General features: G+C 65.2%; 26 protein-coding genes. 14 read left to right on the top strand and 12 right to left on the bottom strand.

Features of this window, described 5'->3' with window-relative positions:
• Nucleotides 1-55 precede the first annotated feature (55 nt).
• From Q0949_RS01485 to Q0949_RS01475, 3 genes are all read left to right on the top strand, one after another.
• The gene (locus Q0949_RS01485) at nt 56-469 is read left to right on the top strand and encodes a VOC family protein (protein WP_299367536.1); all 414 of its coding nucleotides are present in this window, start codon (nt 56-58) and stop codon (nt 467-469) included.
• On the top strand, nt 466-1,398 hold the full coding sequence (locus Q0949_RS01480) for a glyoxylate/hydroxypyruvate reductase A (RefSeq protein WP_299367534.1): 933 nt from the start codon (nt 466-468) through the stop codon (nt 1,396-1,398). The genes Q0949_RS01485 and Q0949_RS01480 overlap by 4 nt, the downstream gene beginning before the upstream one ends.
• 110 nt (nt 1,399-1,508) lie before the next feature.
• Nucleotides 1,509-1,877, top strand: coding sequence for a hypothetical protein (locus tag Q0949_RS01475; protein WP_299367531.1), 369 nt, complete (start codon nt 1,509-1,511; stop codon nt 1,875-1,877).
• Nucleotides 1,878-1,899: 22 nt separating this feature from the next.
• On the opposite strand, the gene Q0949_RS01470 is transcribed toward Q0949_RS01475, so the two are convergent.
• The 6 genes from Q0949_RS01470 to Q0949_RS01445 all read right to left on the bottom strand — a co-directional run bounded on the left by Q0949_RS01470 (nt 1,900) and on the right by Q0949_RS01445 (nt 8,467).
• Complete coding sequence (locus tag Q0949_RS01470) at nt 1,900-3,912, bottom strand: M3 family metallopeptidase (RefSeq protein ID WP_299367528.1); 2,013 nt, start codon at nt 3,910-3,912, stop codon at nt 1,900-1,902.
• Nucleotides 3,913-3,949: 37 nt separating this feature from the next.
• The gene (moeB, locus tag Q0949_RS01465) at nt 3,950-5,011 is read right to left on the bottom strand and encodes a molybdopterin-synthase adenylyltransferase MoeB (protein ID WP_299367525.1); all 1,062 of its coding nucleotides are present in this window, start codon (nt 5,009-5,011) and stop codon (nt 3,950-3,952) included.
• Complete coding sequence (dut, locus tag Q0949_RS01460; RefSeq protein WP_299367523.1) at nt 5,011-5,472, bottom strand: dUTP diphosphatase; 462 nt, start codon at nt 5,470-5,472, stop codon at nt 5,011-5,013. The genes moeB and dut overlap by 1 nt, the downstream gene beginning before the upstream one ends.
• 46 nt (nt 5,473-5,518) lie before the next feature.
• Nucleotides 5,519-6,715: a bifunctional phosphopantothenoylcysteine decarboxylase/phosphopantothenate--cysteine ligase CoaBC gene (coaBC, locus tag Q0949_RS01455; protein ID WP_299367521.1), complete on the bottom strand. Its 1,197-nt coding sequence runs from the start codon at nt 6,713-6,715 to the stop codon at nt 5,519-5,521.
• A gap of 82 nt (nt 6,716-6,797) precedes the next feature.
• Nucleotides 6,798-7,592, bottom strand: coding sequence for a ChaN family lipoprotein (locus Q0949_RS01450; protein WP_299367518.1), 795 nt, complete (start codon nt 7,590-7,592; stop codon nt 6,798-6,800).
• On the bottom strand, nt 7,589-8,467 hold the full coding sequence (locus Q0949_RS01445) for an RNA polymerase factor sigma-32 (protein ID WP_299367516.1): 879 nt from the start codon (nt 8,465-8,467) through the stop codon (nt 7,589-7,591). Before Q0949_RS01445 ends, Q0949_RS01450 begins: the two co-directional genes overlap by 4 nt.
• Before the next feature lie 15 nt (nt 8,468-8,482).
• Between Q0949_RS01445 and cobU the strand changes: the two genes are divergently transcribed.
• The 4 genes from cobU to Q0949_RS01425 all read left to right on the top strand — a co-directional run bounded on the left by cobU (nt 8,483) and on the right by Q0949_RS01425 (nt 11,966).
• On the top strand, nt 8,483-9,079 hold the full coding sequence (gene cobU / locus Q0949_RS01440; RefSeq protein WP_366523966.1) for a bifunctional adenosylcobinamide kinase/adenosylcobinamide-phosphate guanylyltransferase: 597 nt from the start codon (nt 8,483-8,485) through the stop codon (nt 9,077-9,079).
• The gene (locus tag Q0949_RS01435) at nt 9,076-9,648 is read left to right on the top strand and encodes a histidine phosphatase family protein (protein WP_299367511.1); all 573 of its coding nucleotides are present in this window, start codon (nt 9,076-9,078) and stop codon (nt 9,646-9,648) included. Before cobU ends, Q0949_RS01435 begins: the two co-directional genes overlap by 4 nt.
• 60 nt (nt 9,649-9,708) lie before the next feature.
• Entirely contained in the window at nt 9,709-10,386 is a 678-nt protein-coding gene (locus tag Q0949_RS01430; RefSeq protein ID WP_299367509.1) for a glutathione S-transferase, read from the top strand.
• 68 nt (nt 10,387-10,454) lie between these two features.
• On the top strand, nt 10,455-11,966 hold the full coding sequence (locus tag Q0949_RS01425; protein ID WP_299367506.1) for a YifB family Mg chelatase-like AAA ATPase: 1,512 nt from the start codon (nt 10,455-10,457) through the stop codon (nt 11,964-11,966).
• Here Q0949_RS01425 and Q0949_RS01420 read toward each other — a convergent pair.
• The 4 genes from Q0949_RS01420 to rsmI all read right to left on the bottom strand — a co-directional run bounded on the left by Q0949_RS01420 (nt 11,936) and on the right by rsmI (nt 15,198).
• Nucleotides 11,936-12,853 (bottom strand): alpha/beta hydrolase, encoded by a 918-nt coding sequence (locus Q0949_RS01420; RefSeq protein ID WP_299367503.1) that lies wholly within the window; start codon nt 12,851-12,853, stop codon nt 11,936-11,938. The two genes, Q0949_RS01425 and Q0949_RS01420, sit on opposite strands and share 31 nt — an antisense overlap.
• Nucleotides 12,850-13,785, bottom strand: coding sequence for a glutathione synthase (gshB, locus tag Q0949_RS01415; protein WP_299367500.1), 936 nt, complete (start codon nt 13,783-13,785; stop codon nt 12,850-12,852). Before gshB ends, Q0949_RS01420 begins: the two co-directional genes overlap by 4 nt.
• Before the next feature lie 111 nt (nt 13,786-13,896).
• On the bottom strand, nt 13,897-14,319 hold the full coding sequence (locus Q0949_RS01410) for a YraN family protein (protein WP_299367497.1): 423 nt from the start codon (nt 14,317-14,319) through the stop codon (nt 13,897-13,899).
• 18 nt (nt 14,320-14,337) lie between these two features.
• Nucleotides 14,338-15,198, bottom strand: coding sequence for a 16S rRNA (cytidine(1402)-2'-O)-methyltransferase (rsmI, locus tag Q0949_RS01405; RefSeq protein ID WP_299367494.1), 861 nt, complete (start codon nt 15,196-15,198; stop codon nt 14,338-14,340).
• Between the two features lie 91 nt (nt 15,199-15,289).
• Between rsmI and Q0949_RS01400 the strand changes: the two genes are divergently transcribed.
• Entirely contained in the window at nt 15,290-16,486 is a 1,197-nt protein-coding gene (locus Q0949_RS01400; RefSeq protein ID WP_299367491.1) for a penicillin-binding protein activator, read from the top strand.
• Nucleotides 16,487-16,517: 31 nt separating this feature from the next.
• Complete coding sequence (locus Q0949_RS01395; protein WP_299367488.1) at nt 16,518-19,292, top strand: [protein-PII] uridylyltransferase; 2,775 nt, start codon at nt 16,518-16,520, stop codon at nt 19,290-19,292.
• Here Q0949_RS01395 and Q0949_RS01390 read toward each other — a convergent pair.
• Nucleotides 19,289-20,158 carry a LysR family transcriptional regulator gene (locus Q0949_RS01390; RefSeq protein WP_299367485.1) on the bottom strand — a complete coding sequence of 290 codons (870 nt, stop codon included), beginning with the start codon at nt 20,156-20,158 and terminating at the stop codon, nt 19,289-19,291. The genes Q0949_RS01395 and Q0949_RS01390 overlap by 4 nt on opposite strands.
• A 96-nt stretch (nt 20,159-20,254) precedes the next feature.
• Between Q0949_RS01390 and Q0949_RS01385 the strand changes: the two genes are divergently transcribed.
• Together Q0949_RS01385 and murJ are read left to right on the top strand one after the other, a co-directional pair.
• Entirely contained in the window at nt 20,255-21,313 is a 1,059-nt protein-coding gene (locus tag Q0949_RS01385) for a sodium-dependent bicarbonate transport family permease (protein WP_299367482.1), read from the top strand.
• Nucleotides 21,314-21,418: 105 nt separating this feature from the next.
• The gene (gene murJ, locus Q0949_RS01380) at nt 21,419-22,954 is read left to right on the top strand and encodes a murein biosynthesis integral membrane protein MurJ (protein WP_299367479.1); all 1,536 of its coding nucleotides are present in this window, start codon (nt 21,419-21,421) and stop codon (nt 22,952-22,954) included.
• On the opposite strand, the gene Q0949_RS01375 is transcribed toward murJ, so the two are convergent.
• Entirely contained in the window at nt 22,951-23,634 is a 684-nt protein-coding gene (locus tag Q0949_RS01375) for a rhomboid family intramembrane serine protease (RefSeq protein ID WP_299367476.1), read from the bottom strand. The genes murJ and Q0949_RS01375 overlap by 4 nt on opposite strands.
• A gap of 68 nt (nt 23,635-23,702) precedes the next feature.
• Between Q0949_RS01375 and trpS the strand changes: the two genes are divergently transcribed.
• The 3 genes from trpS to Q0949_RS01360 all read left to right on the top strand — a co-directional run bounded on the left by trpS (nt 23,703) and on the right by Q0949_RS01360 (nt 26,486).
• Nucleotides 23,703-24,737 (top strand): tryptophan--tRNA ligase, encoded by a 1,035-nt coding sequence (gene trpS / locus Q0949_RS01370; RefSeq protein WP_299367473.1) that lies wholly within the window; start codon nt 23,703-23,705, stop codon nt 24,735-24,737.
• 89 nt (nt 24,738-24,826) lie between these two features.
• Nucleotides 24,827-25,312 carry a VOC family protein gene (locus Q0949_RS01365; protein WP_299367470.1) on the top strand — a complete coding sequence of 162 codons (486 nt, stop codon included), beginning with the start codon at nt 24,827-24,829 and terminating at the stop codon, nt 25,310-25,312.
• 67 nt (nt 25,313-25,379) lie between these two features.
• Nucleotides 25,380-26,486 carry a class II histone deacetylase gene (locus Q0949_RS01360; RefSeq protein ID WP_299367468.1) on the top strand — a complete coding sequence of 369 codons (1,107 nt, stop codon included), beginning with the start codon at nt 25,380-25,382 and terminating at the stop codon, nt 26,484-26,486.
• The last annotated feature ends 55 nt before the right edge of the window (nt 26,487-26,541 follow it).

Raw genomic sequence — 26,541 nt, 5'->3', positions numbered from 1 at the left:
AATTTGCATGTCACGCGGTACACGGGTCCCGACATAGCCACGTTCGGAGACCGCCATGACCGCCCTGTTTCACCTTGCCTTCAATGTCACGGACCTTGACGCCACCCGCGCCTTTTACGGCGACCTTTTGGGATGTGCCGAAGGGCGCAGCACGGACACCTGGGTCGACTTCGACTTTTTCGGGCACCAGCTGTCGTGCCATCTGGGCGCGCCCTTTGCCAGCGCGCCGACAGGCAAGGTGGGCGACGTGCAGGTGCCGATGCCGCATTTCGGGGCCGTGCTGCCGATGGCCACATGGCGCGCGCTGGCCGACAGGCTGACGGAGGCGGGGGTGGTTTTCGTGCTGAAGCCGCAGATCCGGTTCGAGGGCGAGCCGGGCGAGCAGAGCACCATGTTCTTTACCGATCCGGCCGGAAACCCGATCGAGATCAAGGGCATGGCCAGCCTTGATGCGGCATTCGCCACATGAGCGTGAACGTCCTGTTCGCCGCCACCGAAGACCGGTGGCCCCAATACGAAGGCCCCCTGTCCAAGGAGATCGCCGCCGCTGGCGTGGACGCGCATATCGCGCAGGATATCGCGCCGGACGAGGTCGACTATATCGTCTATGCGCCCAATTCCACGGTGCAGGATTTCGCGCCCTTTACCCGCGCCAAGGCGGTGTTGAACCTGTGGGCCGGGGTCGAGGACATCGTGCACAACCCCACGCTGCGCCTGCCGCTGGCGCGGATGGTTGACCCCGCGTTGACGCAAGGCATGGTCGAGTGGGTCACGGGCCATATCCTGCGCCTGCATCTGGGGATGGATGCGCATATCGGCGCGGCCCCCGGCACGTGGGCACCCAAACCGCCGCCGCTGGCCTTTGACACGCGGGTCACCGTACTGGGGCTGGGCGAGCTGGGTGCGGCCTGCGCCGGCGCGCTGGCGGGCCTGGGCTTTGACGTGGCGGGCTGGAGCCGGTCGGAAAAGCAGATCGCGGGCATCACCTGTCTGCACGGCGATGCGGGTCTGCGCGCAGCGCTGGAGCGGGCGGACTATTGTGTGCTGCTGCTGCCCAGTACGGCGGCCACGGAGAACACGCTCGACCGCGACAGTCTGGCGCTGATGCCGGTGGGGGCGCGGATCCTGAACCCCGGACGGGGGCCGTTGATCGACGATGACGCGCTGCTGGGCGCGCTGGACAGCGGCCAGATTGACCACGCCACGCTGGATGTGTTCCGGGTGGAGCCGTTGCCTGCGGCACATCCCTACTGGACCCATCCGCGCGTCACGGTCACGCCGCATATCGCATCCGAGACGCGCGCGGCCTATTCCGCCAAGACCATCGCCGAGAACATCCGGCGCGGCCAAGCAGGCCTGCCGTTCCTGCATCTGGTGGACCGCGGCGCGGGGTATTGAGATCACGCGTACTTCACGGACAGTTTTATTGTACCGATTGGTTCCAAACTCTAGCTTGGGGTCACCGCGCCACCCGATGGCCGATCCATGACCCCAAGGGAGAGACCCCCATGTTCCGCTTTTTCACCCGCCAGATGCACGCCTATATCGACTATCCCGTAGCGCTTGGCCTCATTGTCATGCCGTTTGTGTTGAACATCGGGGCCAGCAACCCCTGGGCCTTTGGCCTGTCCTTTGCCACCGGGATTGCGGCGCTGCTGCTGACGGCGCTGACCGACCACGAAACCGGGCTGGTGCGCGTACTGCCCTATTCGCTGCACCTGCTGGTGGATGGGATCGTTGGCGCGACATTCGTGGCCGCGCCGTTCCTGTTCGGATTTACCGGGCTGGACGCCCTGTATTACTGGGTGCTGGGCGCCACCGTTCTGGTGGTGGTGAGCGCACACAAGGCCGAGACCCGCGCGGTTGCCGCCGAATGAGCCGCGATGGCTGGTGGCCGGATCAGGCCACCAGTCCCCGCCCCTTGAGCAAGGCCTCGACTCCCGGCAACCGGCCCCGGAAGGCGGTATAGAGTTCGGCCGCATCCGCGCTGCCCCCGGTGGACAGGATATGCGTTTCCAGCGCCTGCGCCTTGTCCGGATCAAAGGGGCCGCCCGCCTCTTCGAAGGCGGCAAAGGCGTCTGCGTCCATCACCTCGGACCACATGTAGCTGTAGTAGCCCGACGAATACCCGTCGCCTGCGAACACGTGCGCAAAATGCGGTGTGGCGTGGCGCATGCCAATGGCGGCGGGCATTTCGATCTCGGCCAGCACCTCGGCCTGTCTGACCATCGGATCGGCGGGTGCGGCGCGGTCGTGAAAGGCCAGATCGACCAGCGCAGAGGCCACATATTCCACCGTCTGGAACCCCATGTCATAGGTCGCGGCGGCCAGCACGTTATCGAGCAGCGCCTGCGGCATCGCCTCGCCCGTTTCGGCGTGCACGGCAAATTCGCGCAGCACTTCGGGCACTTCGAGCCAGTGTTCGTAAAGCTGGCTGGGCAGTTCCACGAAATCGCGCGCCACAGAGGTGCCCGAAATGCTTTCGTAGGTCACGTTGGACAGCATCTGGTGCAGGGCGTGGCCGAATTCGTGAAAGAGCGTGCGCGCGTCATCATAGCTGAGAAGGGCGGGATCGCCCTTGGCAAAGTTGCAGACGTTGATGACCACGGGGGCCTGCGGTTCTGGGAACTTGGCCTGTGCGCGCATGGCCGAGCACCACGCACCGGACCGTTTGGAGCCACGGGCAAAATAATCGCCGATGAACACCGCCACATGGGCGCCGCCGCGGGTGACCTCCCACGCGCGGCAATCGGGGTGATAGAGCGGGATGTCGAGCGGTTTGAACGATAGGCCAAAAAGCCGCGTGGCGCAGGCGAATGACGCCTCGATCATGCGGTCGAGCTGGAAATAGGGTTTGACCTCGGCCTCGTCGAGATCGTGCAGGTCCTTGCGGCGGCGTTCGGAATAGAACCGCCAGTCCCACGGGGCCAGCGGGCCATTCACGCCGTCGGCCTGCATCATCTGTTCCAGCACCCAGGCATCGGCATTGGCCTGCCCCTTGGCCGGTTCCCAGACGTCCATCAGCAGGTCGCGGACGGCATCCGGCGTCTTGGCCATTTCGGTTTCCAGCTTGTAGGCGGCAAAGCTGTCATAGCCCAAAAGCTTGGCGCGTTCCTCGCGCAGGCTGAGGATTTCGGCGGCAATGGCGCGGTTATCGGTGTCGCCGCCGTTTGCGCCACGCGCGCCCCACGCCTTGTAAGCAATTTCGCGCAGGTCGCGGCGGGTGGAGAATTGCAGGAACGGCACGATCAGGGACCGCGACAGGGTGACGACGGGGCCGTCCACGCCCTTTTCCTTGCCCGCCGCGCGGGCGGTGTTGACGACAAACTCCGGCAGTCCGGCCAGATCGCCGTCGCCCAGTTCCATGAACCAGTCGCGTTCATCCGCCAGCAGGTTCTGGGTAAAGGCAGTGCCCAGTTCGGCAAGCCGGCCCTTGATCTCTTTCATCCGGTTGTCGTCAGCCCCGGTCAGGGCCGCGCCCGCACGGACAAAGCCGCGATGGGTCAGCATCAGCACCCGCGCCTGTTCGTCCGTCAGATCCAGCGTATCGCGCGCCTCGTTCACCGCCGCGACGCGGGCGAAAAGCGCCTTGTTCCCGGAGATCTCGGCAAAATGCGCGGCGAGTTTCGGGGAAAAGTCGCGCTGTAGCGCCTCGCGGGCAGGGTTACTGTCGGCGCCTGCGACCGTGTAGAAGGTGCCCAGCACCTTGTCGAGATCGCGGCCCGCAGCCTCGAGCGCCTCGATCGTGTTGGCGAAATCGGCGGGGGCCGGATTGGAGGCGATGGCGTCGATTTCGGCCCGGTGATTGGCAAGCGCCGTGTCGAGCGCTGGCGCGAAATCGTCGTCGGAAATCTGGTCAAAGGGCGCGATCTGGAACGGGGTGTCCCAGTCTTGCAGCAGGATATTGGTCATCTTGGCGGTCTCCTTTGCGGTCAATGTAGGGGGGCCGTCATCCGCCCGCCATGGGGGCCGTGCCACAATCGGGGCAATCGGCGCGACGGGCCAGCGTGATCGTGCGGTTTTCGCCGTAAAGCGCGTCGTAAATCGCCATTTGCCCGCGCAGGGGTGCGCCTGCGCCGGTGATCAGCTTGATCGCCTCAATCGCCATCATGGAGCCCACGACCCCCGGCAGCGGCCCGGCCACGCCTGCCTCGGCGCAGCTGGGGGCAAGTTCGGGTGCAGGAGCCTTGTCAAAGATGCAGCGGTAGCAAGGCGCGTTGCGGGCGGGGTCAAAGACGCTCAGCTGTCCTTCCCACTGGGTGAGCGCGCCCGAGATCAGTGGCACGCCCGCGCGCACGGCGGCGGCATTCACGAGATAGCGGGTGTCGAAATTGTCGGTGCCGTCGATGACAATGTCATAGTCCGCGATCAGGGTGTCCGCGATGTCCGGCGTGAGGCGGCGGTGATAGGGGCGCACGGTGACAAAGGGGTTCTGCGCTTGCATCGCGGTTTGGGCCGAGAACACCTTGGGCGTGCCGATGCGGGCATCGGTGTGGATGACCTGGCGTTGCAGGTTGGCGTTTTCCACCACGTCGTCATCGATCACCCCGATGGTGCCCACCCCGGCGGCCGCGAGGTATTGCAGCACGGGCGCGCCAAGGCCGCCCGCCCCCACCACCAGCACACGCGCCTCGCGCAGCGCCTTTTGCCCCGGACCGCCGATTTCGCGCAGCACGATGTGGCGGGCATAGCGGTTGAGTTCGGTGTCGGTAAAGGCGCCGGCCTGCGCGGGCGGTTGCGCTGCGGTTTCGCGGTCCTGCGCCCGCGCGCGCAACCGCCGCAGCCCAAAGCGGTAGGCCACGACAAGGCCCGCAAACCCGCCAAGGATCAGCCAGAACGCCGGGCTTTCGCCGGTGGCGAGGCGCACAGGATGGTCGGGCGGCAGGGCGATCTGCACGGCCAGAACCAGTACGTAGAGAATGCCGATCATCAACCAGCGCGCGCGGCGCGGCGTCTTCATCGCGGCACCGACGCCCCACAGGACCGCCGCCAAGGCAAAGACCAGCACCATCAGCCGCGCCCGGTCGATCCAAAGCCGCCCGCACCGCGGGCCGTGTCGTCCAGCGTGTCGACTTCGGCAAAGGACGCCTGCACCACCGGGGCCAGCACCATCTGAGCGATGCGCATCCCGTGGGTGATTTCAAAGCCCGTGTCAGATGTATTGAGTACGATCACCCCGACCTCGCCGCGATAGTCGCTGTCGATGGTGCCGGGGCTGTTGACCAGCGCGATCCCGTGTTTCAGCGCAAGGCCAGAGCGCGGGCGGATCTGGACCTCGTACCCCTCGGGCACCGCCATCGCGAGGCCCGTGGGCACCAAAAGCCGCGCGCCCGGGGCCACGACCACCGCGGCACCACCCGCAAGGTTCGCGCGCAGATCCGCGCCCGCGGCGCCCACGGTTTCATAGGCGGGCAGCGGGATGTCGGTGTAGGATCCGCCGACGCGCATCAGTTTGAGGGTTACGGGCTTCATCGCTCCACCACATAAGCTGCGGCGGCGGGATGACCAGCGGCAAGGATCATGTTGCGAGCGCCTCGGCGATCTGGCGGGCAAGACGGGCGGCGACCTCGGCCTTGGTCATGCGCGGCCAGCTGTCGACGCCTGTGTCCGAGATCACGGTGACCGCATTTTCGGACCCGCCCATGATGCCGGTCTCGGGCGAGACGTCATTGGCCACGATCCAGTCGCAGCCCTTGCGCACCCGTTTGGCGGTGGCGTTGTCGATCACGTCATTCGTTTCCGCGGCAAAGCCCACGACAAGGGTTGGGCGGCCTTTGGTCATCTGCGCAACCGTCGCCAGAATGTCAGGATTTTCCGCGAACTGTAGGGTGGGCAATGTGCCCACCACTTTCTTGAGCTTGGCGTCGCTGGCCCCATCGACGCGCCAATCGGCGACCGCGGCGGCAAACACCGCCGCATCGGCGGGCAGGCCCGCCAGCACCGCATCGCGCATCTGGTGCGCGGTTTCGACCCGGACCACATCCGCGCCCACGGGCGGCGGTACGTCCGCCGGGCCGGTGACAAAGGTGACCTGCGCGCCCAGATCCAGCAGCGCGCGCGCCAGCGCGGTGCCCTGCGCGCCCGAGGACCGGTTCGCGATATAGCGGACGGGATCAATCGGTTCGTGCGTCGGCCCGGAGGTGATCAGCACATGTTTGCCCTTGAGCGGGCGGGGCCCGAAATGGCCCTGCACGGCGTCCACGATCTCCAGCGGTTCGGCCATCCGTCCGGGGCCAAATTCACCGCAGGCCATGTCACCGTCATTGGGGCCCACAACCGTCACCCCATCGGCGCGCAGTTGTGTCAGATTGCGTTGCGTGGCCGGGTGGTCCCACATGCGCACATTCATTGCGGGCGCGATCATCACCGGCGTGTCCGTGGCCAACAAAAGGGTCGAGGCCAGATCATTGGCACGGCCCTGCGCCATCTTGGCCATGATGTCCGCCGTGGCCGGGGCCACGAGGATCAGGTCGGCGGAGCGGCTGAGCTGGATATGTCCCATCTCGGCCTCGTCGGTGAGGTCAAAGAGGTCGCGGTAGACCTTGTGCCCGGCCAGCGCCGACACCGACAGCGGCGTGACGAACTGTTCGGCGGCGCGGGTCAGCACGGGCGTGACGGATGCGCCGCGTTCGCGCAGGCGGCGGATCAGGTCCAGCCCCTTGTAGGCGGCGATGCCGCCCGTCAGGATCAAAAGGATACGTTTGTCTTGCAGCATGAATGTGCGTCCGGCGGCCTGTGGTCGGCGTGACCATAGGACGACGCACCCCCGAGAACCAGCCCCCGCCGGGCTGAGGCCCCTAGTTGAATGCGGCGCAGGGATCGCCCCTGTCGGGCGCGGGCGCGCCGTTCAGCGTCCAGGAAAACACGCCCTCGGGTGGTTCCTGCCGTTCACCCTGCCCCACGCTGGTCACGGACAGGTCGGGGCGCGCGCGGGCCAGCGCGGCAGGCACGCCCCAATCTAGGCGCGCGTGGCCGTTGCCGGTGATCAGCACCACGGGGCTGCCATACCGGTCGAGGGCCGCGACCACCGTGCGGGCAAAGGCGGCGTCGCGCAGGCGCTGCGCCTCGACCATGCCGGACATCAGATCGAGCGGCATCGCGTCGCAATGGGCGTCGAATTGGCCAAGCTCGCGGATCTCCTGTTCCTCCGCCGCCAGCGGTTTGGTCAGGCCGTAGACGCCCGCATCCGGGCCAAACACCGCTGCCGCCCCGTCGCCAAAGGCCGCACGCACCGCATCACGCGGCAGGGCCGCGCCGACGATCACCGGGCTGGCGGCCAGCACATCCGCATAGTCCGCGATGTTGGACCAGTGGTAGCCTTGCGACGCCGCCACCATCGCCGCATGGTCGCGGGCGATGGCGTCGAGCGCTTGTGCCTCGTCCGGGGTGAGCATTTCAAAGACCACCGCGCGGGGCCGGATCACGCGCAACGCGTCGGCCTGCACCGCATGGTGGCGGGGATTGTCGTGGAATTCGCCCAGGATCAGCACGTCGCCGTCAAAGCCGGACCAATCAGTGGCCGCATATGAAAATGCCGCCGTCGACAGGGTCGCAACGGCGGCAAGGATCGGCGATGTGATCGCGGTTCTCATACGAGGAAGTGATGCACTTCCCGGCTCTGGGTCTCAAGGGACTTGCGCATCTTTGTGAATGCGGCCGCCTCAAGCTGGCGGACACGCTCTTTGGACAGGCTCAGCTCCTGACCGAGGCTTTCCAATGTGCGGGGGTCATCGCGCAGCTTGCGTTCGCGCACGATGAACCGTTCGCGGTCGTTCAGCGCGTTCAGCGCCATCAACAGCCATTCGCGCAGCTGTTCGGTGTCGTGGCTGTGTTCGACCGTCTCGGCGGCCTGCGCGCTGTCATCCTCGAGGGCGTCGATCCACTCTCGGCCCTCGTCCTCGGCAGATTGGGTGGCGTTGAGGGAGTAGTCGGAGCCGGAGAGGCGGCCCTCCATCATCTCGACATCGTGCAGGGGAACACCGATTTCGGTCGAGATCATCTGGCGCAGCTGGTGCTTGTCCAGCGTTTCACCTGCGGCGGCGCTTTCGCGTTCAAGGCGGGCCTGCACGCGCCGCATGTTGAAGAACAGCGATTTCTGGCTGCTGGTCGATCCGGTGCGCACCATGGACCAGTTGCGCATCACGTAATCCTGGATCGACGCCTTGATCCACCAGACGGCATAGGTCGAAAAGCGCACGCCGCGGTCGGGGTCGAACTTGTCCGCGGCCTTCATCAGGCCCAGACCGGCCTCCTGGATCAGGTCGTTCATGGGGGCGCCATAGCGTTTGAACTTGGACGCCATGGAGATCGCAAGCCGCATGTAGGCGGTGATCAGACGGTGCAGCGCGGCCTCATCCCGTTCATCCCGCCACGCATATGCGAGGCGCAATTCCGTCTCCGCGTCCAGCAATTCAGCCTTCATCGCGGTACGAGACAGCGAGAACTCTCGAACATTGTCCAATGCCATGGTTCTTCCCCCTGGATGGTTATGCTTGTTTTGCGCACTTACTCTGTCTACGCAGCAGGACGGGTTTTGGTTCACTCTGAGGATGAAAAAATGTTGCCGGCAGTGACATTCGTTCTAGGCGGCGCGGCGTCGGGCAAGTCCGTGATCGCCGAAAATTTTATTAAAAACAGTGGATTACAGCCTCTTTATATCGCCACAGCCCGCATTTGGGATGAGGAGATACAATTAAAGGTTGATCAGCACCGAGCGCGGCGTGGCGGGGAGTGGACCTGTGTGGATGCGCCGCTGGACGTGGCGGGCGCGCTTGGCGGGCTGGGGCCGGAGGCCTGTGTGCTGGTTGATTGCGCGACCATGTGGCTGACCAACGTGATGCTGGACGGGCTGGACCTTGAGGCCCAGCAGCGCGCGTTTCTGGACGCGTTGCGCGCCTGTGCGGCCCCGGTGGTCGTCGTGTCGAACGAGGTAGGACAGGGGATCGTGCCGGAAACGGCCCTGGGCCGCGCGTTCCGCGAGGCGCAGGGGCGGCTCAACATCGCGCTGGCGGCTGAGGCCGATTGCGTGGTGCATGTGGTGGCCGGGCTGCCCCGGACGCTCAAGGGAGAGATGCCATGACCACCTGGCACTGGATACGGCACGGGCCGACGCATCAGCGCAATTTCACCGGGTGGCGCGATGTGCCCGCCGATCTGTCAGACGCCGCCGCCATTGCCCGGCTGGCCGCGCATTTGCCGCAGGATGCGCTGGTGGTATCCTCCGATCTGCGCCGCTCAATAGACACGGCGAGCGCCATTCTGGCGGGGCGCGTGCGGCTGGCCCATGAGCCCGCCTTGCGCGAATTCCATTTCGGCACCTGGGACGGGGTACATTTCTCGGACGTATCGGACCGGCACCCGAAGTTGAGCCGCGACTATTGGGAGGCCCCCGGCGATCACACGCCCCCCGGCGGAGAAAGCTGGAACGACGCGGCAGCGCGGGTTGCCACAGTCGTGCGCCGGATCGAGGCGGCGCATTCGGGCGCCGATATCATCGCAGTGGCGCATTTCGGCGTGATCCTGACGCAGGTGCAGGCCGTTCTGGGCCTGTCGGCGGTGGATGTTCTGGCGCACAAGATCGATCCGCTGTCGGTGACGACATTGCACCCCGCGCGCGGGGCAGCCGAGGTGATCAATCATCTGCCGTGATGGCACAGGCCACAAATCTGCGTTGGCGTCGCGGGCCGATGTCGGCCTAGCGTGCGGCCCATGACTTATGACCTTTTTATCGGCGATCGTACATTTTCGAGCTGGTCCCTGCGCGGCTGGCTGATGATGGAGAAATTCAACCTGCCCCACCGGACCCATCTGGTGGGCCTTTATGCCGGGACAATGGCGGCGGATCTGGCCGACCTCGCGCCCGCGCGCCTGGTGCCCGCGATGCGCACGCCCGAGGGCACCGTGGTGGGCGAAAGCCTGGCCATGGCCGAGACCCTGGCCGAGCGGCACCCGCAGGCGGGCATGTGGCCTGCGGACCCTGCTGCGCGGGCGACGGCGCGCTGGCTTTGTGCCGAGATGGTGGGCGGGTTTTCCGCGCTGCGCGGCAACTGCCCGATGCAGTTGCAGCACGTCAACGCGGGCTTTCAGCCTGACGATGCGACGCGCACTGATCTGGACCGGGTCGAGACGCTGTGGGCCCATGCCGCGCGGTTCAAGTCCGAGGGGCCGTGGCTTTTTGGTGCCTATTCGCTGGCGGATGCGTTCTATGCCCCGGTCTGTGCGCGGATTGTCGGATATGATTTGCAGGTCGGACCGCAGGCGCAGGCCTATTGCCGGACGACGATTACCGATCCGGCATTCCAAGCGTGGCGCGCCGAGGGGCAGAAGGTCACCTATGACCCGTTTCCCTACGACATGGGCACGCCGACCACGCCCTGGCCCGCGTGAGCGGCGAAATTAACGAAACGTAAACCCTGCGCCGCTAGCCATTAACCATTCTTGTCAAAGGTGGGCGCATGGCGGCACGGACCTATACAGTGGCCTTTCAGGGGGTCGACGCGCGCGAAGTCGAGGTGCAATGCGCGCTGACGCCCGGCATGCCCGCCTTTTCCATCGTGGGCCTGCCGGACAAGGCCGTGTCGGAGGCGCGCGAGCGGGTGCGCACGGCCCTGTCGGCCATGTCCATTGCCCTGCCGTCGAAACGGATCACCATCAACCTGTCGCCCGCCGACCTGCCCAAGGAAGGGTCGCATTTCGATCTGCCCATCGCGATGGCGATCCTGGCCGCACTCGGGATCCTGCCCGAAGACGCGGTGGAGGCGACTGTGGCCTTGGGCGAGCTGTCACTTGACGGCACGCTGGTCCCCGTTCTGGGCGCGTTGCCCGCCGCCATGGCCGCCGCGGAGCAGGAGCGCAGCCTGCTCTGCCCTGCGGGATCAGGGGCCGAGGCCGCGTGGGTCGACGCCACGCGCGTCGTGGCCGCCGAAACCCTGGGCGAGGTCGTGCGCCACTATACCGGTCAGGTCCCGCTGGAGCCTGCGACGGCAGGCAAGGTGTCGACGCGCCGAGACCTGCCGGACATGCGCGACGTAAAGGGGCAGGAACGCGCCAAACGCGCGCTTGAGGTGGCCGCCGCCGGACGGCACCATGTGCTGATGGTTGGTACGCCGGGATCGGGCAAGTCGATGCTGGCCGCGCGTTTGCCCGGGATCCTGCCGCCGCTGTCGGCGATGGAGGCGCTTGAGACGTCGATGATCCATTCGCTGTCGGGGCTTTTGGATGCGGGCGGGATTTCCATGGACCGACCGTTTCGGGAACCGCATCACACCGCCTCGATGGCGGCGATCATCGGCGGCGGGCGCGGGGCCAAGCCGGGTGAGGTGTCGCTGGCCCATAACGGCGTGCTGTTCATGGACGAGTTTCCCGAGTTTCCGCGCACCGTTCTGGAGACGTTGCGCCAGCCCATCGAGACCGGCGAAGTGATGATCGCGCGGGCCAACAACCATGTGAAATATCCCTGCCGCTTCATGTTGGTGGCGGCGGCGAACCCGTGCAAATGCGGCTATCTCAGCGATGCGGCCCGCGCGTGCAGCCGCGCGCCGGCCTGCGGCGAGGATTATCTGGGGCGCATTTCGGGGCCCCTGATGGACCGGTTCGACCTGCGCGTGGATGTCCCGCCCGTGACCTATGCCGATCTGGATCTGCCCGCGACGTGGGATACATCGGCGACGATCGCCGCGCGGGTGGCGGCAGCACGCGACGTGCAGGCAGCGCGGCTTGACGGCACCGGGCTGCGCGCGAATGCGGATCTGAGCGGTGCGGCCCTGGACGCGTTGGCGATGCCGGATGACGAGGGGCGCGCCCTACTGACCCGCGTGGCGGACCGTTTCGGGCTGTCGGCGCGCGGCTATCACCGGGTGCTGCGGGTGGCGCGCACCATTGCCGATCTGGACGGATCCGCAGACGTGCGCAAACCCCATGTGGCCGAGGCCGTCAGCTACCGCGTGGGCGCATTGACCCCGGTCTGAGCCGTGATCCACCCGGCCAGTTGGTCCAGCGTTTCGTGCGCCTCGGGAAGGAGGTTATGGAACAGCGTCCAGACATGCGGGCGGTCACGGGCCACGGTCAGGTCCACAGGCACCGATTGCGCCCGCAGCCGTTCTGCAAGGCGGGTGCTGTCATCCGTCAGGATCTCGGTGTCGCCAACCGTCAGCCAAACGGGCGGCGCCCCGGTCAAATCGGCAAAGAGGGGGCTGGCGCGGGGATCGTCGGCTGCGTGCCCGGCGAGGTATCCCGCAGCGGTGTCCTTGATGCGGTGAGCCGGCAGGACAACATCGCTGTCCGCGTTGGCGACATGGCTCGGGCCGCTGAATGTCAGATCCATCAGGGGCGACAGGCCGAACACCCCCGCCGGCAGCGGGTCGCCCTCGGCCAGCAGGGTGGCCAGAACGGCAAAGGCAAGGTTGCCCCCGGCGCTGTCGCCGCCGACTGTCAGCCGCGCGGGATCCTGCCCACCGTTCAGCAAGGCGCGGTAGCAGGCAACGCAATGGTCAATGGCGGCGGGAAACGGGTGCTCGGGTGCCAGCGGATAGCGCGGCAACACGGCCACCCCGCCCGTGCGCTTGACCAGCGCAGACAGCATGGCCGCATGGGTGCGGGGGCTGCCGAAAACGTGGGCGCCGCCGTGGAAGTAAAGGATGGTGTGGTCGGCGCCAGCATCCGTTTTGCGCACCTCGAGCGCGTCGGCCCCGGCGAGGGTGGTCCTTGTCCGCTGCGTGCCCAACGGCGCATGAAAAAAGAGCCGCGATTTCAAGTCGAAACTGCGCCGCAGCGCGGTGGCGCTGGTTGCGTTGGCGAGGAACGGCTTTTCCGTCCAGCGCAACCATGTGTTGAGCAGGGTCAGAGGCAGGCTCACGCGCGCTTGGCCTCGATGGCCTGCCAGATCTTTTCGGCGATGTTGACACCGTCGAACCGCTCCAGCTCCTGAATACCGGTGGGGGAGGTCACGTTGATCTCGGTCAGGTAGTCGCCGATGACGTCGATGCCCACGAAAATCTGGCCCTTCTCGCGCAAAAGCGGGCCGATGGCCGCGCAGATCTCCTTGTCACGGTCTGTCAGACCGATCTTTTCGGGACGGCCACCGACATGCATGTTCGACCGCGTCTCGCCCTCGGCGGGCACGCGGTTGATCGCGCCAACGGCCTCGCCATCCACAAGGATCACACGCTTGTCGCCGTTGGAGACGTCCGGCAGGAATTTCTGCACGATCAGCGGCTCGCGGCTGAACCCGGTGAACAGCTCGTGTAGCGAGGTCAGGTTGCGGTCATTGGCGTCGAGGCGGAACACGCCCGCGCCGCCATTGCCGTAAAGCGGTTTGAGAATGACGTCGCCGTGCTTGGCCTTGAACGCCTTGATCGTGTCGAGATCGCGGGCGATGGTCGTGGGCGGGGTAAGGTCCGGAAAGTCCAGAACCAGCAGTTTTTCCGGATAATTGCGCACCCAGAACGGATCATTCACCACCAGCGTTGTCGCCTTGAGCCGGTCGAGCAAATGGGTCGAGGTGATGTAGTGCATGTCAAATGGCGGGTCCTGCCGCAACCAGACGACATCGAATTCCGCCAGATCAACCTCGCGCATCGGCCCAAGCTGGGCATGGTCGCCCTGCACCCGCTGCACGGTGAAATCGTGGCCGCGCGCCGTGATCCGCCCCTCTTGATAGGCAAGATGGTCGGGGGAGTAGAAGAACAACGCATGCCCACGCACCTGCGCTTCTTCGGCGAGGCGGAAACTGCTGTCGGCATTGATGTCCACGGCCCCGATCGGGTCCATCTGAAAGGCGATTTTCATGGCGCGTCTCCGGCTTGTGCTGTGCCCTAGATGGCGCAGCCGCGACGGCCGTGCAATGGCATTACGCTGTGCGCACGCGCACCAAACCGTTGAGGCGCGGCATATGGGCCATCAATAACCGTGACAAAACGCGTTTTCCATGACCTGCACGATACCCTGCCCATCCACCAACGCCAGATCGAAGCGCAGATTCGTCAACAGACCCAAAGGTTGCGCGGCCGCGAGTTCTTCTGCCGTTGCAAAGAGACGGCGCACCTGTGCAGGCGACAAAAGGGCGAGGGCATGATCGAAGCTTTTGCTCTTCTTGACTTCGACGAGGACCAGACCGTCCGGGCCGGAAAACACCAGATCGATCTCTCCGCGCGTACCACGCCAGCGTTCCGCCACCAGCCTGTGACCGGTGCGCAGATAGTGACCTGCCACTGACCGTTCCGCCGCCATCCCGGCCTGATAGGACATCTGCCCCTGATCGGCGCGGATCCGGTCCACCGGGCGGGCCGAGAAGAGATCCTGTTGTCGCAGTGCCTGTGTCATACCCGGCCTCCCGGCGGGCTATTCGTCCTGCGACAGTTGCAGCGCCCGCTGGTACACCTGTCGGCGCGGCACATCGTAAGTTTCGGCCACAAATGCAGCCGCATCCTTGGTTCTCATGTCACGCATGGCCGAGCGTAAGGCCGAATCAATGTCCAAATCACTAACGGTAGCGCCGGTTTTTCGGCCGATCAGGACGACGACTTCGCCTTTGACCGACCCTTCGGCATAGGCCGCGGCCAATTCATCCAGGGTCCCGTGCCTGGTTTCCTCGAATTTCTTGGTCAGTTCGCGGCACACGGTTGCGGGCCGGTCTGCGCCCAGCGCATCCCGCGCATCCGCCAGCATTGCGCCCAGGCGCTTGGGTGATTCGTAGAGCACCAGCGTCGCATTCACGCCACCCAAGTCGGTCAGGGCGCGGCTGCGGGCGCTGCGTTGCGCGGGCAGAAACCCGCCAAAATGGAACGCGTCTGTCGGCAATCCGCCGATGGCCAGCGCGGTCAGGACCGCCGACGGCCCCGGCGCGCAGGTCACCATGACCCCGGCGGCGCGCGCGGCTTGCCCCAGCTCGAATCCCGGGTCCGCGATCAGGGGCATTCCGGCTTCCGAGGCATAGGCCACACTCTCCCCCCCGACCGCGCGTTTGACCAGCCGGTCCACCGCCGCGGCGTTGGAATGATCGTGCAGCGCTTCGATCCGGCGGCCATCCAGCGGCACTCCGTGGATGTCCATCAGCTTGCGCAGGCTGCGGGTGTCTTCGGCGGCCAGAACGTCCGCCGAGGCCAGCACATCAAGCGCCCTGAGCGTGATGTCGCGCGCCGTGCCGATCGGCACTCCGACAAACCACACGCCCGCACCAAGCGGCACCTTCTTGAAATTCAACGCTGGACCCGCCTTTCCTGACGTCTATTATCCGCCACAGAAAAAGGGGCAGGCGCAGGCCGGCCCGATAATGTTGGGAGTGACTGTAATCATGTTCGCGTTTTTTAAGTTCATGCGCAAGGCGACACGCCGCGCAATCCTGCCTGTGGCCGCGCTGGCCCTGGCGGCCTGCGACCCTGCCGCACTGGGTGGTCTGACTGGCGGCACCAGCGGCAACGGCCCGCGCATCGATGCGTCCAAGCCTGTGCCGGTCGCCCTGTTGCTGCCCCGCGGATCGGGCCAGGGCAGCGATGAGTTACTGGCGCGGAACCTTGAAAACGCGGCGCGTCTGGCGATGCGCGACCTCAACGGCGTGCAGATCGACCTGCGGGTCTATGGCACGGCAGGCAACGCGCAAACCGCTGCCAGCCAGGCGGCACAGGCCGTGAATGACGGTGCGCAGATCATCCTCGGCCCGCTATATGCCGAGGCGGCGAATGCAGCGGGTGTGGCGGTGGCCGCATCGAACGTGAATGTTCTGGCCTTTTCCAACAACACCACAATCGCGGGCGGAAACGTGTTTGTGCTGGGATCGACATTCCAGAACACTGCCAACCGGTTGGTGAGCTATGCCGGTTCGCAGGGCAAGGACCGGATCGTGGTCGTGCATGCGCAGGACGTCGCCGGACAGCTGGGCCGGAACGCCATTCAGCAGGCCATCGCCCGCAACGGAGGTACGCTCGCGGGGACCGTGGATTACCCGCTGTCGCAGGAAGGTGTCGTGGCGGCGGTGCCACGTATCAAGGCTGCCGTGGATGGGGCCGGAGCGAATGCGGTGTTCATGACAGCGCCCACCTCGGCCGCATTGCCTTTGCTGACGCAGTTGCTGCCCGAAGCGGGCGTGAGCCCCGCCACAACGCAATTCCTTGGCCTGACACGATGGGATATCCCGCCGCAGACGCTGGAGCTGCCCGGTGTACAGGGCGGGTGGTTTGCCCTGCCTGATCCGAACCGGGCCGCGGCCTTCCGTGGCCAATACGAGGCGGCCTATGGCAGCGCGCCGCACCCGCTGGCCGGACTGGCCTTTGACGGGATCGCCGCCATTGGCGCCCTGGTCAGCCGTGGTCGACCCAACGCCCTGTCGGGTGCTGCGCTCACGCAAGGGTCGGGGTTTCAGGGGGCCAACGGGATCTTCCGTCTGCGCCCGGACGGCACCAATGAACGCGGCCTTGCCGTGGCGACGGTGCAAAACAACCAAGTGGTCGTGATCAGCCCCGCACCGCGCGGTTTTGGTGGCGCCGGGTTCTAAGCCCACGCGCCCAAGCCCAAAGGACAGACCTGTGACAGACGCCGCCCTGCGGGCTATTGCCAAGCCAGATGCAACACTGATTTGCCCGGCCTCGGAGATTTTCGACGAGGCCGGGTTCAGCACCATCTTGGACAACGCCTTGAATGCGGGGACCGGAGACGGGCGCGCGCAGATCGTGGCGCACCTCAAAGAGGCGCAAAGTCGGGCGCGCGTCCTGATTGCGGACGCGTTCCGGGCGGACCCGTTTCAGTCGCGAAAGGCCACGCGATCCTACACATACCTCACGGATTGCCTTGTCCATGCGGCGTTGCGCACGGCGCAGACGCTGATGCACCCGATTTCGAACCCGACGCAGGGCGAACGGCTGGCGGTGATCGCAGTGGGCGGGTACGGGCGCGGAGAGATGGCCCCGTTTTCGGACGTCGATCTGCTGTTTCTGACGCCTTACAAGATCACGCCATGGGCCGAGAGCGTCATCGAAAGCACGCTGTACCTGCTGTGGGATCTCAAGCTCAAGGTCGGGCACGCCAGCCGCACGGTGCGGGATTGCCTGCGGCTGGGGGCCGAGGATTTCACCATACGCACCGCGATGCTGGAGCACAGGTTCCTGTTCGGTGATCGCGACCTGGCGGTGGAGCTGGACACCCAACTGCGCCGCGATCTGTTCCAGGGCACCGAGCGCGCGTTCATCGAGGCCAAGCTGGCCGAGCGCGACGCCCGCCACAAGAGGCAGGGTCAGCGGTATGTCGTCGAACCCAACGTCAAGGAGGGCAAGGGCGGTCTGCGGGATCTGCAATCGCTGTTCTGGATCGGGAAATACATTCACAAGGTGCAGGACGCCGCCGATCTGGTGCCTCTTGGCCTTTTCACCGACGACGAGTTTGACGCCTTTGTTGCCGCCGAAGATTTTCTATGGGCGGTCCGCTGCCATCTGCACCTTCTGTCTGGCCGTCCCACCGAACAACTGACCTTTGACATGCAGGTGTCGGTGGCCGAGGCGATGGGCTACGAGGACAAGGCCGGGCGGCGCGGGGTCGAGGTGTTCATGCAGGACTACTTCCTTCAGGCGACCGAAGTGGGTGACCTGACGCGCATCTTTCTGACCAAGCTGGAGGCGGTGCATCTTAAGGCAGAGCCCTTGCTGGAGCGGTTGTTCAAGCGCAAGCCGAGAGCGCGGAGTGGCTATGAGGTGATCCACAACCGGCTGGCGATTGCGGATGACGCGGCCTTTCTGTCGGACAAGCTGAACATCCTGCGCATCTTTGAAGAAGCGCTGCGCACGGGCATGTTGATCCACCCCGATGCGATGCGCTTGCTCAAGTCCAACCTTGACCTCATCGACGACGACCTGCGCTGCGATCCCGAGGCGCGGCGTATCTTTCTGGACCTGCTGTTGAAACACGGCAACCCCGAACGCGCGCTGCGGCGGATGAACGAGCTGGGCGTGCTGGCGGCATTCATCCCGGAATTTGAACCAATCGTCGCGATGATGCAGTTCAACATGTACCATTCCTACACGGTGGACGAGCATACGATCCAGTGCGTTGCGCAGCTGGCCATGATCGAAAAGGGCGAGTTGGTCGAGGACCTGCCGGTGGCGTCGTCGATCCTGAAGGACGGGAACGTCAATCGCCGAGTGCTCTATGTAGCGCTGCTGTTGCATGACATCGCCAAGGGGCGGCCCGAGGATCATTCGATTCTTGGCGCGCAGATGGTGCGCAAGATCGCGCCGCGACTGGGCCTCAAGCAGGACGAGGTGGATACTGTCGAATGGCTGGTGCGCTATCACCTGTTGATGTCCGACATGGCACAAAAACGCGACATTGCAGACCCGCGCACGGTGCGCGATTTCGCCAAGGCGGTGCAGACGGTCAAGCGGCTGGATCTGCTCTGTGTGCTGACGGTTTGCGACATCCGGGGCGTTGGCCCGAGCGTCTGGAACAACTGGAAGGCCGTGCTGATCCGCGCGCTGTACCGTCAGACGCGCCGCGCGCTCGAAGATGGGATGGAGGCGCTGACCCGCGAGGGCCGCGGCACGGAGGCCAAGAAGGCGCTGCGCGAGGAACTGGCAGACTGGCCGCGCAAGGACTTGCAGACAGAGACCGCGCGCCATTACGACCCCTATTGGCAGGGATTGCATGTGACGGCCCACGTCACCTTTGCCAAGCTGCTGCGCGATATCGGCGAGGACGAGATCGTCATGGACCTGCACCCCGACGAGGAACGCGATGCCACGCGGGCCTGTTTCGTGATGCCGGATCATCCGGGCATCTTTGCCCGTCTCACCGGGGCGCTGGCGCTGGTGGGGGCCAATGTGGTTGACGCGCGCAGCTATACCACCTCGGACGGTTTCGTGACGGATGCGTTCTGGATCCAGGATGCGGATGGCAACCCCTATGACGTCACCCGCCTGCCCCGGCTGCGACGGATGATCGAACGGACCTTGGCCGGCGAAGTCGTCACACGCGACGCCATCAAGGACCGCGACAAGGTCAAGAAGCGCGAGAAGGCGTTCAAGGTGCCCACGCATATCACCTTTGATAACGAAGGGTCCGATATCTACACCATCATCGAGGTCGACACCCGCGACCGTCCCGGCCTGTTGCATGACCTGACGCGCACCCTTGCGGCCATGAACGTCTATATCGCAAATGCCGTGATCGCGACCTATGGCGAGCAGGTGGTGGACACGTTCTATGTCAAGGACATGTTCGGCCTGAAATACCATTCGGCCAGCAAGCAGCGCACGTTGGAGAAAAAGCTGCGCGCCGCGATCGTCGAAGGGGTCGCGCGCGCCGCCGATTAGGCCCCGCGCCGGTGCAGCAGGTCATGCAGTGCCGGGTGCGGGTATTTGCGCGGCAGGGTCACGGCAAAGAACGGCTCGATCAGGTCGAGGTCAAAGGGCGCTGTGGCGACCGTGCCTGCGGCAATCTCGTCCGCCAGCACCACGGCGGGTGCGATGGCCACCCCGGCCCCTTCGCGCGCGAGCAGGCGCACCATGGCCATGTCGTCCACATTGGCGGCGATGCGGGGGTGCACATCCAGACGGGCAATGAGGCTTTCGAAGCCTGTGCGGATCACGCTTTCGGTGGGCAGGATGAGCGGTGCCGATTGCAGCAAGGCGCGCAGGGATCCGTGTCGCATCAGGTCGGGCCTGCCGTGCAGTTGCACCGCCTGTTCGCTCAGTTTTTGCGCGGCAAAGCCGGACGCGCTGCCTTGTGGCACCTCGGTCGTCAACACGACGTCGAGGGCAAGCGTTTCCAGATCGGACAAAAGCGTGTCCGTGTTGCCGGATTTCAGGACGATGGCACAGTCATCCCTGTCCAGGAGCGGGCGCAGGAACTGAAGCTGGAAGTTGCGCGACAGGGTCGAGAGCGCGCCGACGCGCAAGGGCGGGCTGGCCGTGCTGTTCTGTTGCAAGGTCGCCAGCAGATCATCGCCCGCAGAAAAGATCCGGTCGGCATGGTCCAGCGCGATGCGCCCCGCCTCGGTCAGCACAAGCGTGCGCCCAACCCGGTCAAAGAGGTTCTGGCCCAGCCGTTCCTCAAGCTGCTTGATCTGCATCGACAGCGCCGATTGCGCCACGTTGAGCCGTGATGCCGCCCGGCCAAGGTGCCCTTCGAGCGCGACCTCGCGGAAGTATCGCAGGTGGTGATAGTTCAGCTGTGCCATTCATTCTCAATATCAGAACAGAACCTTCGAAACGATATATTTTTCTGTCTACGCGTCCGGCGCTATCTCCGACCCAAGCGCAACAGGAGTCGCATCATGGATATCGTTTTCACAATCCTCGGCACTTTGGTCGAACAGTTTCAGAAACCCACGCTGGCCTTTTTGATCGGGGGCATGTTGCTGGCCGCATTGGGCAGCAAGTTCGAGATCCCGGACCCGGTCTACAAATTCATCGTCATCCTGCTGCTGCTCAAGGTGGGCATGGGCGCAGGCATTTCGGTCCGCGAGGCGAATTTCGTCGAACTGGCCGTGCCTGCGATTGGGGCTGCGGCGGTGGGGATCGGCATCGTGTTTCTGGGCCGTTTCACCCTCGCACGGTGGAAAGGTGTCTCGCAGATTGACGGTTTGGCTACGGCGGGCCTGTTCGGAGCGGTGTCGGCGTCGACGCTGGCGGCGGGCATGGCCATCCTTGATGACGGTGCTATCCCTTACGAAGGGTTCATTGGCGCGCTGTACCCGTTCATGGACATCGCGGCCCTCGTCACCGCCATCGTCATGGCCAAGATGAGTGCGGCCCGCAAGGCCGCCAGCAACGTGACGGTGAATGCCGATGGCACCATGGCCGGTGGCGGCGGGTCCGGCCCGGTACTGGAGGACGGCCTGCTGCGGGGCATTCTGGTGGACACGTTCCGCAGCCCCGCGATTTCGGCGTTGCTGGTAGGGCTGGCGCTGGGGGTCATGGCAAAGCCGGATTCGGTCTATCAGAGCTTTTACGAGCCACTGTTCCGGGGGCTGTTGTCGATCCTGATGCTGATCATGGGGATGGAGGCCTGGGCCCGGTTCGCGGAACTGCGCAAAGTGGCGCATGCCTATATCCTTTATGGGATTGCGGCCCCCATCGTACACGGCCTGATCGGGTTCGGCGTGGGGTATGTCGCGCATCAGTTGACCGGGTTTTCGGCGGGTGGCGTCGTGCTCTTGTCCGTCATGGCGGCGTCGAGTTCGGACATTTCCGGCCCACCCACCCTGCGCGGCGCATTGCCCGAGGCGAACCCGTCGGCCTATGTCGGCACCTCGACGGGGATCGGCACACCGGTCGCGATCCTGAGCATCCCCATGTTCATCGCATTGGCCGAGGTTCTAATCGGCTGGTAAAACGCAGGCGTGCGCGGCGGCGGGGCGGTCTGACCGGCGGGTCAGGCCGCCTGTCCCGTTGCGCGATGCTTGCGCGCCCGCGTCCCAACGGCTACGGAATCGGCAATGAAACCGATCCGCCTTATCAGCGGCTTTCTGACCGTGGGGGTCTGGACGCTGCTTTCCCGCATCTTGGGCTTTGTGCGCGAGATCATGATCCTGTCGCTGATCGGCCCCGGCCCCCTGATGGACGCCTTTGTCGCGGCATTCCGCCTGCCCAACATGTTCCGCCGCTTTTTCGCCGAAGGGGCGTTCAACGCGGCCTTTGTGCCGATGTTCTCGGCCAAGCTGGAGGGGGACGAAGACCCGGCGCGCTTTGGGCGCGATGCGCTGAACGGTCTGGCGCTGGTGACGTTGATCCTGACGGCACTGGCGATGGTGTTCATGCCCGCGCTGGTCTGGGCCACCGCGGGCGGGTTCGGGCCGGAGCGTTTTGACCTGACGGTCGGCTTTGGCCGCATCGTATTCCCCTATATCTTTTTTATGTCGCTCTCGGCGCTGTTCTCTGGCGTGTTGAATGCGACGGGCCGGTTTGCCGCCGCTGCGGCGGCGCCGGTGCTGCTGAATATATTCGTCATTGCGGCCATGGCGCTGGCATGGGTCACAGGTGGTCAGGTGATCACCTGGCTGATCTGGACGGTGCCTGTGGCGGGTGTTGCGCAACTGGCCCTGACCTGGAGCGCGGCGGCGCGCGCAGGCTTTGCCCTGCGGCCCGGACTGCCACGCTGGACGCCGGATATGGCGCAGATGGTGCGCACGGCCATTCCGGCGGCGCTAGCCACGGGGGTCATGCAGATCAACCTTGTGGTCGGGCAACTGGTTGCCAGCCAGTATGACAACGCGGTCAGCTGGCTCTTTGCCGCGGACCGGCTCTACCAGTTGCCATTGGGCGTTGTGGGCATCGCGGTGGGGATCGTTCTGCTGCCGGATCTGGCGCGCAGGCTCAAGGCGGATGACATGGCGGGCGCCAAGGCCGCCTATTCCCGCGCGGCGGAGTTTTCCATGGCGCTGACCCTGCCGTCGGCCATGGCGTTGATGGTGATCCCCCTGCCGCTGGTGTCGGTGCTGTTTCAGCGGGGCCAGACGGGGGCGGATGATGCCGCAGCCATCGCGGTTGCGGTTGCGATCTATGGCCTCGGGCTGCCGGCCTTTGTGCTGCAAAAGGTGCTCCAGCCGCAATATTTCGCGCGCGGAGACACGCGGCGGCCGTTCCACTATGCAGTTGTCGCCATGGTGCTGAACGCCGCGATTGCCATCGGGCTGGCCCCTGTCATCGGATGGATTGCGCCCGCGATTGCCACGACCGTGGCCGGGTGGGCGATGCTGGGCCTCTTGTTCTGGGGGTTGCGCGGCATGGGCGATGCGGTGCGTCTGGATGACCGCTACCGCGCCCGCCTGCCCCGGATTGCGCTTGCCACAGTGGTTATGGGGGCGGCGTTGTGGGTGGCTGCCATTATGCTCAAGCCCGCGCTTGGAACGGATGGTGTGCGGTATCTGGCGCTGCTCGGTCTGATTGTCATGGGCGGTGCGGTGTATTTTGCATCCGCACAAGTCACCGGCGCGCTGCGCCTGTCGGACATCCGGGCCGCGGTCCGCCGCTAGCGGCGGCGCAGGGCGGCCAGCACCCGCGTCATGCCACCCGGCATGACAAAGGCGGTCAGGGCAAAACCAGACAAGAACCCGGCCAATTCCCCGACCCAGGAATATCCGACCTCGAACAGCACGCCAAAGACCAGCTGGATGCCCATCAGCACGCCGATCAGCATAAAGGCCTGCCCCTGCGGGCCTCCGATGGCCACCTGTCGCTGCCAATAGAGAAACGTGTATGTCCCGATCAGGCCATACACCGCCGGATAGGCGCCGATCAGCCAAGGCTGATCGGTGAGCAGGCCAAAGACCGCCGCGCCGCAGATCCCCGACAGCATGAACATCAGGATGACGGCCCAGCCGCCCATGATCTCGCCCACCATCTTGCCCATCGCCAGAAGGATCACGCAGGCAAAGAGCGTGGCGGTGAAGTTCGTGTGCACAAACGGGTAGGTCACAAAGCGCAGCATGTGTTCGGGCAAGAGCCGCCCGTTGGCCAGCATAAAGTCAAACGCGTCACCCGAGAACGCATAGGCATTCAGCGCGTTCAGCCGCCAGCCTACGGCACCCGGCCCACCGATGATCCCGGCCTCGCCCAGCGCAAAGGTCAGTTCCGGCAGCGCCACCGCCGCAAAGAGCAACCACACGGCAGGCGGCAATGGGTTTACGGGGCTTGGATCGGGGGAATGTGTCATCTGTGGCCTGCTTGACGGGTCTCGCCCCCATGGGTAAGCCAGCGACGCAGATTTGCCCAGAGGTTCCAATGACCCAATCGACACCAAACACGGCTTTTACACCGCGCGTATTCTCCGGCATCCAGCCGTCGGGGGGGCTGACGCTTGGGAATTACCTCGGCGCGATCAAGCGGTTCGTGCAGATGCAGGACGAGGCCTATGAGACGATCTATTGCATGGTCGACCTGCATGCGATCACGGCCAAGTTCCTTGATCCCGAGACATTGCGGCACAACACGCGTGAACTGGCCGCGGGGTTCATCGCCTCGGGCATCAGCCCCGACAAATCCATCCTGATCAATCAGAGCCAGGTGCCTGAACACGCGCAGCTGGCGTGGATCTTCAATTGTGTGGCCCGCATGGGCTGGATGCAGCGGATGACACAGTTCAAGGACAAGGCGGGCAAGAACGCCGAAAACTCTTCGCTGGGTCTGTTTGCCTATCCCGCGCTGATGGCGGCGGACATCCTGATCTATCATGCGACGCACGTGCCCGTGGGCGAGGACCAGAAACAGCACCTTGAGCTGACGCGCGACATCGCGGCCAAGTTCAACCATGACTACGGCGTCGATTTCTTTCCCATCACCGAGCCGGTGATCGAAGGGGCCGCCACGCGCGTGATGTCCCTGCGCGACGGGTCCAAGAAGATGTCGAAATCCGACCCGTCGGACGCCAGCCGGATCAACATGACCGACGACGCCGACGCCATCGCCAAGAAGATCCGCAAGGCCAAGACCGATCCCGATGCCCTGCCCTCCGAGGCCAAGGGCCTTGAGGACCGGCCCGAAGCGCGCAATCTGGTCAACATCTATGCCGCCCTGGCCGAGATGACGGTGGATCAGGTTCTCGCCGATCACGGCGGAGCCCAGTTCGGCACGTTCAAACCAGCGTTGGCGGAACTGGCGGTGTCCAAGCTGGCCCCGATCTCGGGCGAGATGGCGCGCCTGATGGATGATCAGAGCGAGATCGACCGCGTTCTGGCCCGCGGCGCCGAACAGGCGCGCGAGATCACGGCACCGATCCTGAAACGGACCTACGAAATTGTGGGGATGGTCGGCGCATAGCCCACGCGCGTGCACCAATCCTGTGCGCGCATGCCGGTTCACCCGTGCGGGCGCGGTGCCTATTCTCCTTGCCATAAAGGAGAACAGCCATGTCTGCACGTGTTCCGGCCGAAACCCGCGTCGGCCATATCCATCTGAAAGTGTCCGACCTTGATCGCGCGATTGCCTTTTATGGCGACGTGCTGGGGTTTTCGCTGACGCAACGCTATGGCGATCAGGCGGCATTTCTGGCGGCGGGGGACTATCACCACCACATCGGGCTGAACACCTGGCATTCGCGCGGTGCGGGCCCTGCGCCGGAACGGGCCGCAGGCCTTTATCACAGTGCCTTTGTCTTTCCCGACCGCGCGTCGCTTGGTGCTGCGTTGCAACGGGTGCTGGACCACGGCACGCCGCTGGACGGTGCGGCGGATCATGGCGTGTCGCAGGCGGTGTATTTCCGCGATCCGGACGGCAACGGGGTCGAGCTTTATTGGGACAAGCCCGCCGAAGACTGGCCGCGCGCCGCGGACGGGACGCTGGCGATGGTCAACGATCGGCTGGATATCCCCGCACTGCTGGCCGAGGCCGCGTGACCACAGGACCTGCGTTGCGCATGGGCTGCATTTCCGCCACCTTGCCCGCAACAGCAGGAGGGGCGCGATGAGCACCGGGTTTTACTGGGACGAACGGACGATGTGGCATGCGGGCGGCAATTATGCCTTTACCGTACCGTTAGGCGGTTTGGTGCAGCCTCTGGCCGCTGGTGGCCTGCCCGAAAGTCCCGAAACCAAGCGGCGGTTGAAAAACCTGATGGATGTCACCGGCCTGACGCAGGATCTGGCCGTGTCCTCGGCGCCCGAGGCCACCGAGGCGCAATTGCTGCGGGTGCATGACGCTGCCTATCTCAAGGCGTTCAAGGAGATGTCGGATGCGGGCGGCGGCGAGATCGGCCACCATGCCCCCTTTGCCCGTGGCGGATATGAGCTGGCGGCACTTTCGGCGGGGCTGTGCGTGGCGGCGGTGGAGGACGTGCTGGCGGGCAAGCACGCCAACGCCTATGCGCTCAGCCGCCCGCCGGGGCATCACTGCCGCGCTGATGAGCCGATGGGGTTCTGCTTGCTGGCCAATATCGCCATCGCGGTCGAGGCCGCCAAGGCGTCGCGGCCCGACCTGAAGGTCGCGGTGCTGGATTGGGACGTTCACCACGGTAACGGCACCGAATCGATTTTCTATGACCGGGCGGACGTTCTGACGATCTCGCTGCATCAGGAAGGGAACTATCCGCTCGACACCGGGCGGCTGGAGGATCGGGGGGAGGCGGCCGGGGCGGGTTATGCCATCAACGTGCCCCTGCCCGCTGGAACCGGGCATACGGCCTATGTGCACGCCATGGACCGTATCGTGGCCCCTGCCCTGCGCGATTTTGCGCCCGACCTGATCATCGTCGCCTGCGGCTATGATGCGGGCGCGGTCGATCCGCTGGCCCGGATGCTGGCCATGGCCGAAACGTTCCGCGCCATGACACTGCGGATCAAGGCGCTTGCCAAAGAGCTGTGCCACGGGCATCTCGTGCTGTGCCACGAAGGCGGGTATTCCGAGATCTATGTGCCGTTTTGCGGGCACGCGACGCTTGAGGCACTGTCGGGCAGCAGCAGGACCGCACCCGACCCCATGGCACGCGCATTGAACAGCAGGCAACCGGGGCCACGGTTCGACGCGTTCCTGCGGTCGGAAATCGACAGGATGGCGGAGGAACTTGGGCTTTGACCCTTGACGCGGGCGCCCATGGCCACGACATGACATTTCAGATGTAAAAAGGCGT

It is taken from the genome of uncultured Tateyamaria sp., from assembly GCF_947487805.1.
Lineage (GTDB): Bacteria > Pseudomonadota > Alphaproteobacteria > Rhodobacterales > Rhodobacteraceae > Tateyamaria.
The sequence above is the reverse complement of the archived record's forward strand: the minus strand, read 5'-3'. Positions and strand labels throughout refer to the sequence as shown.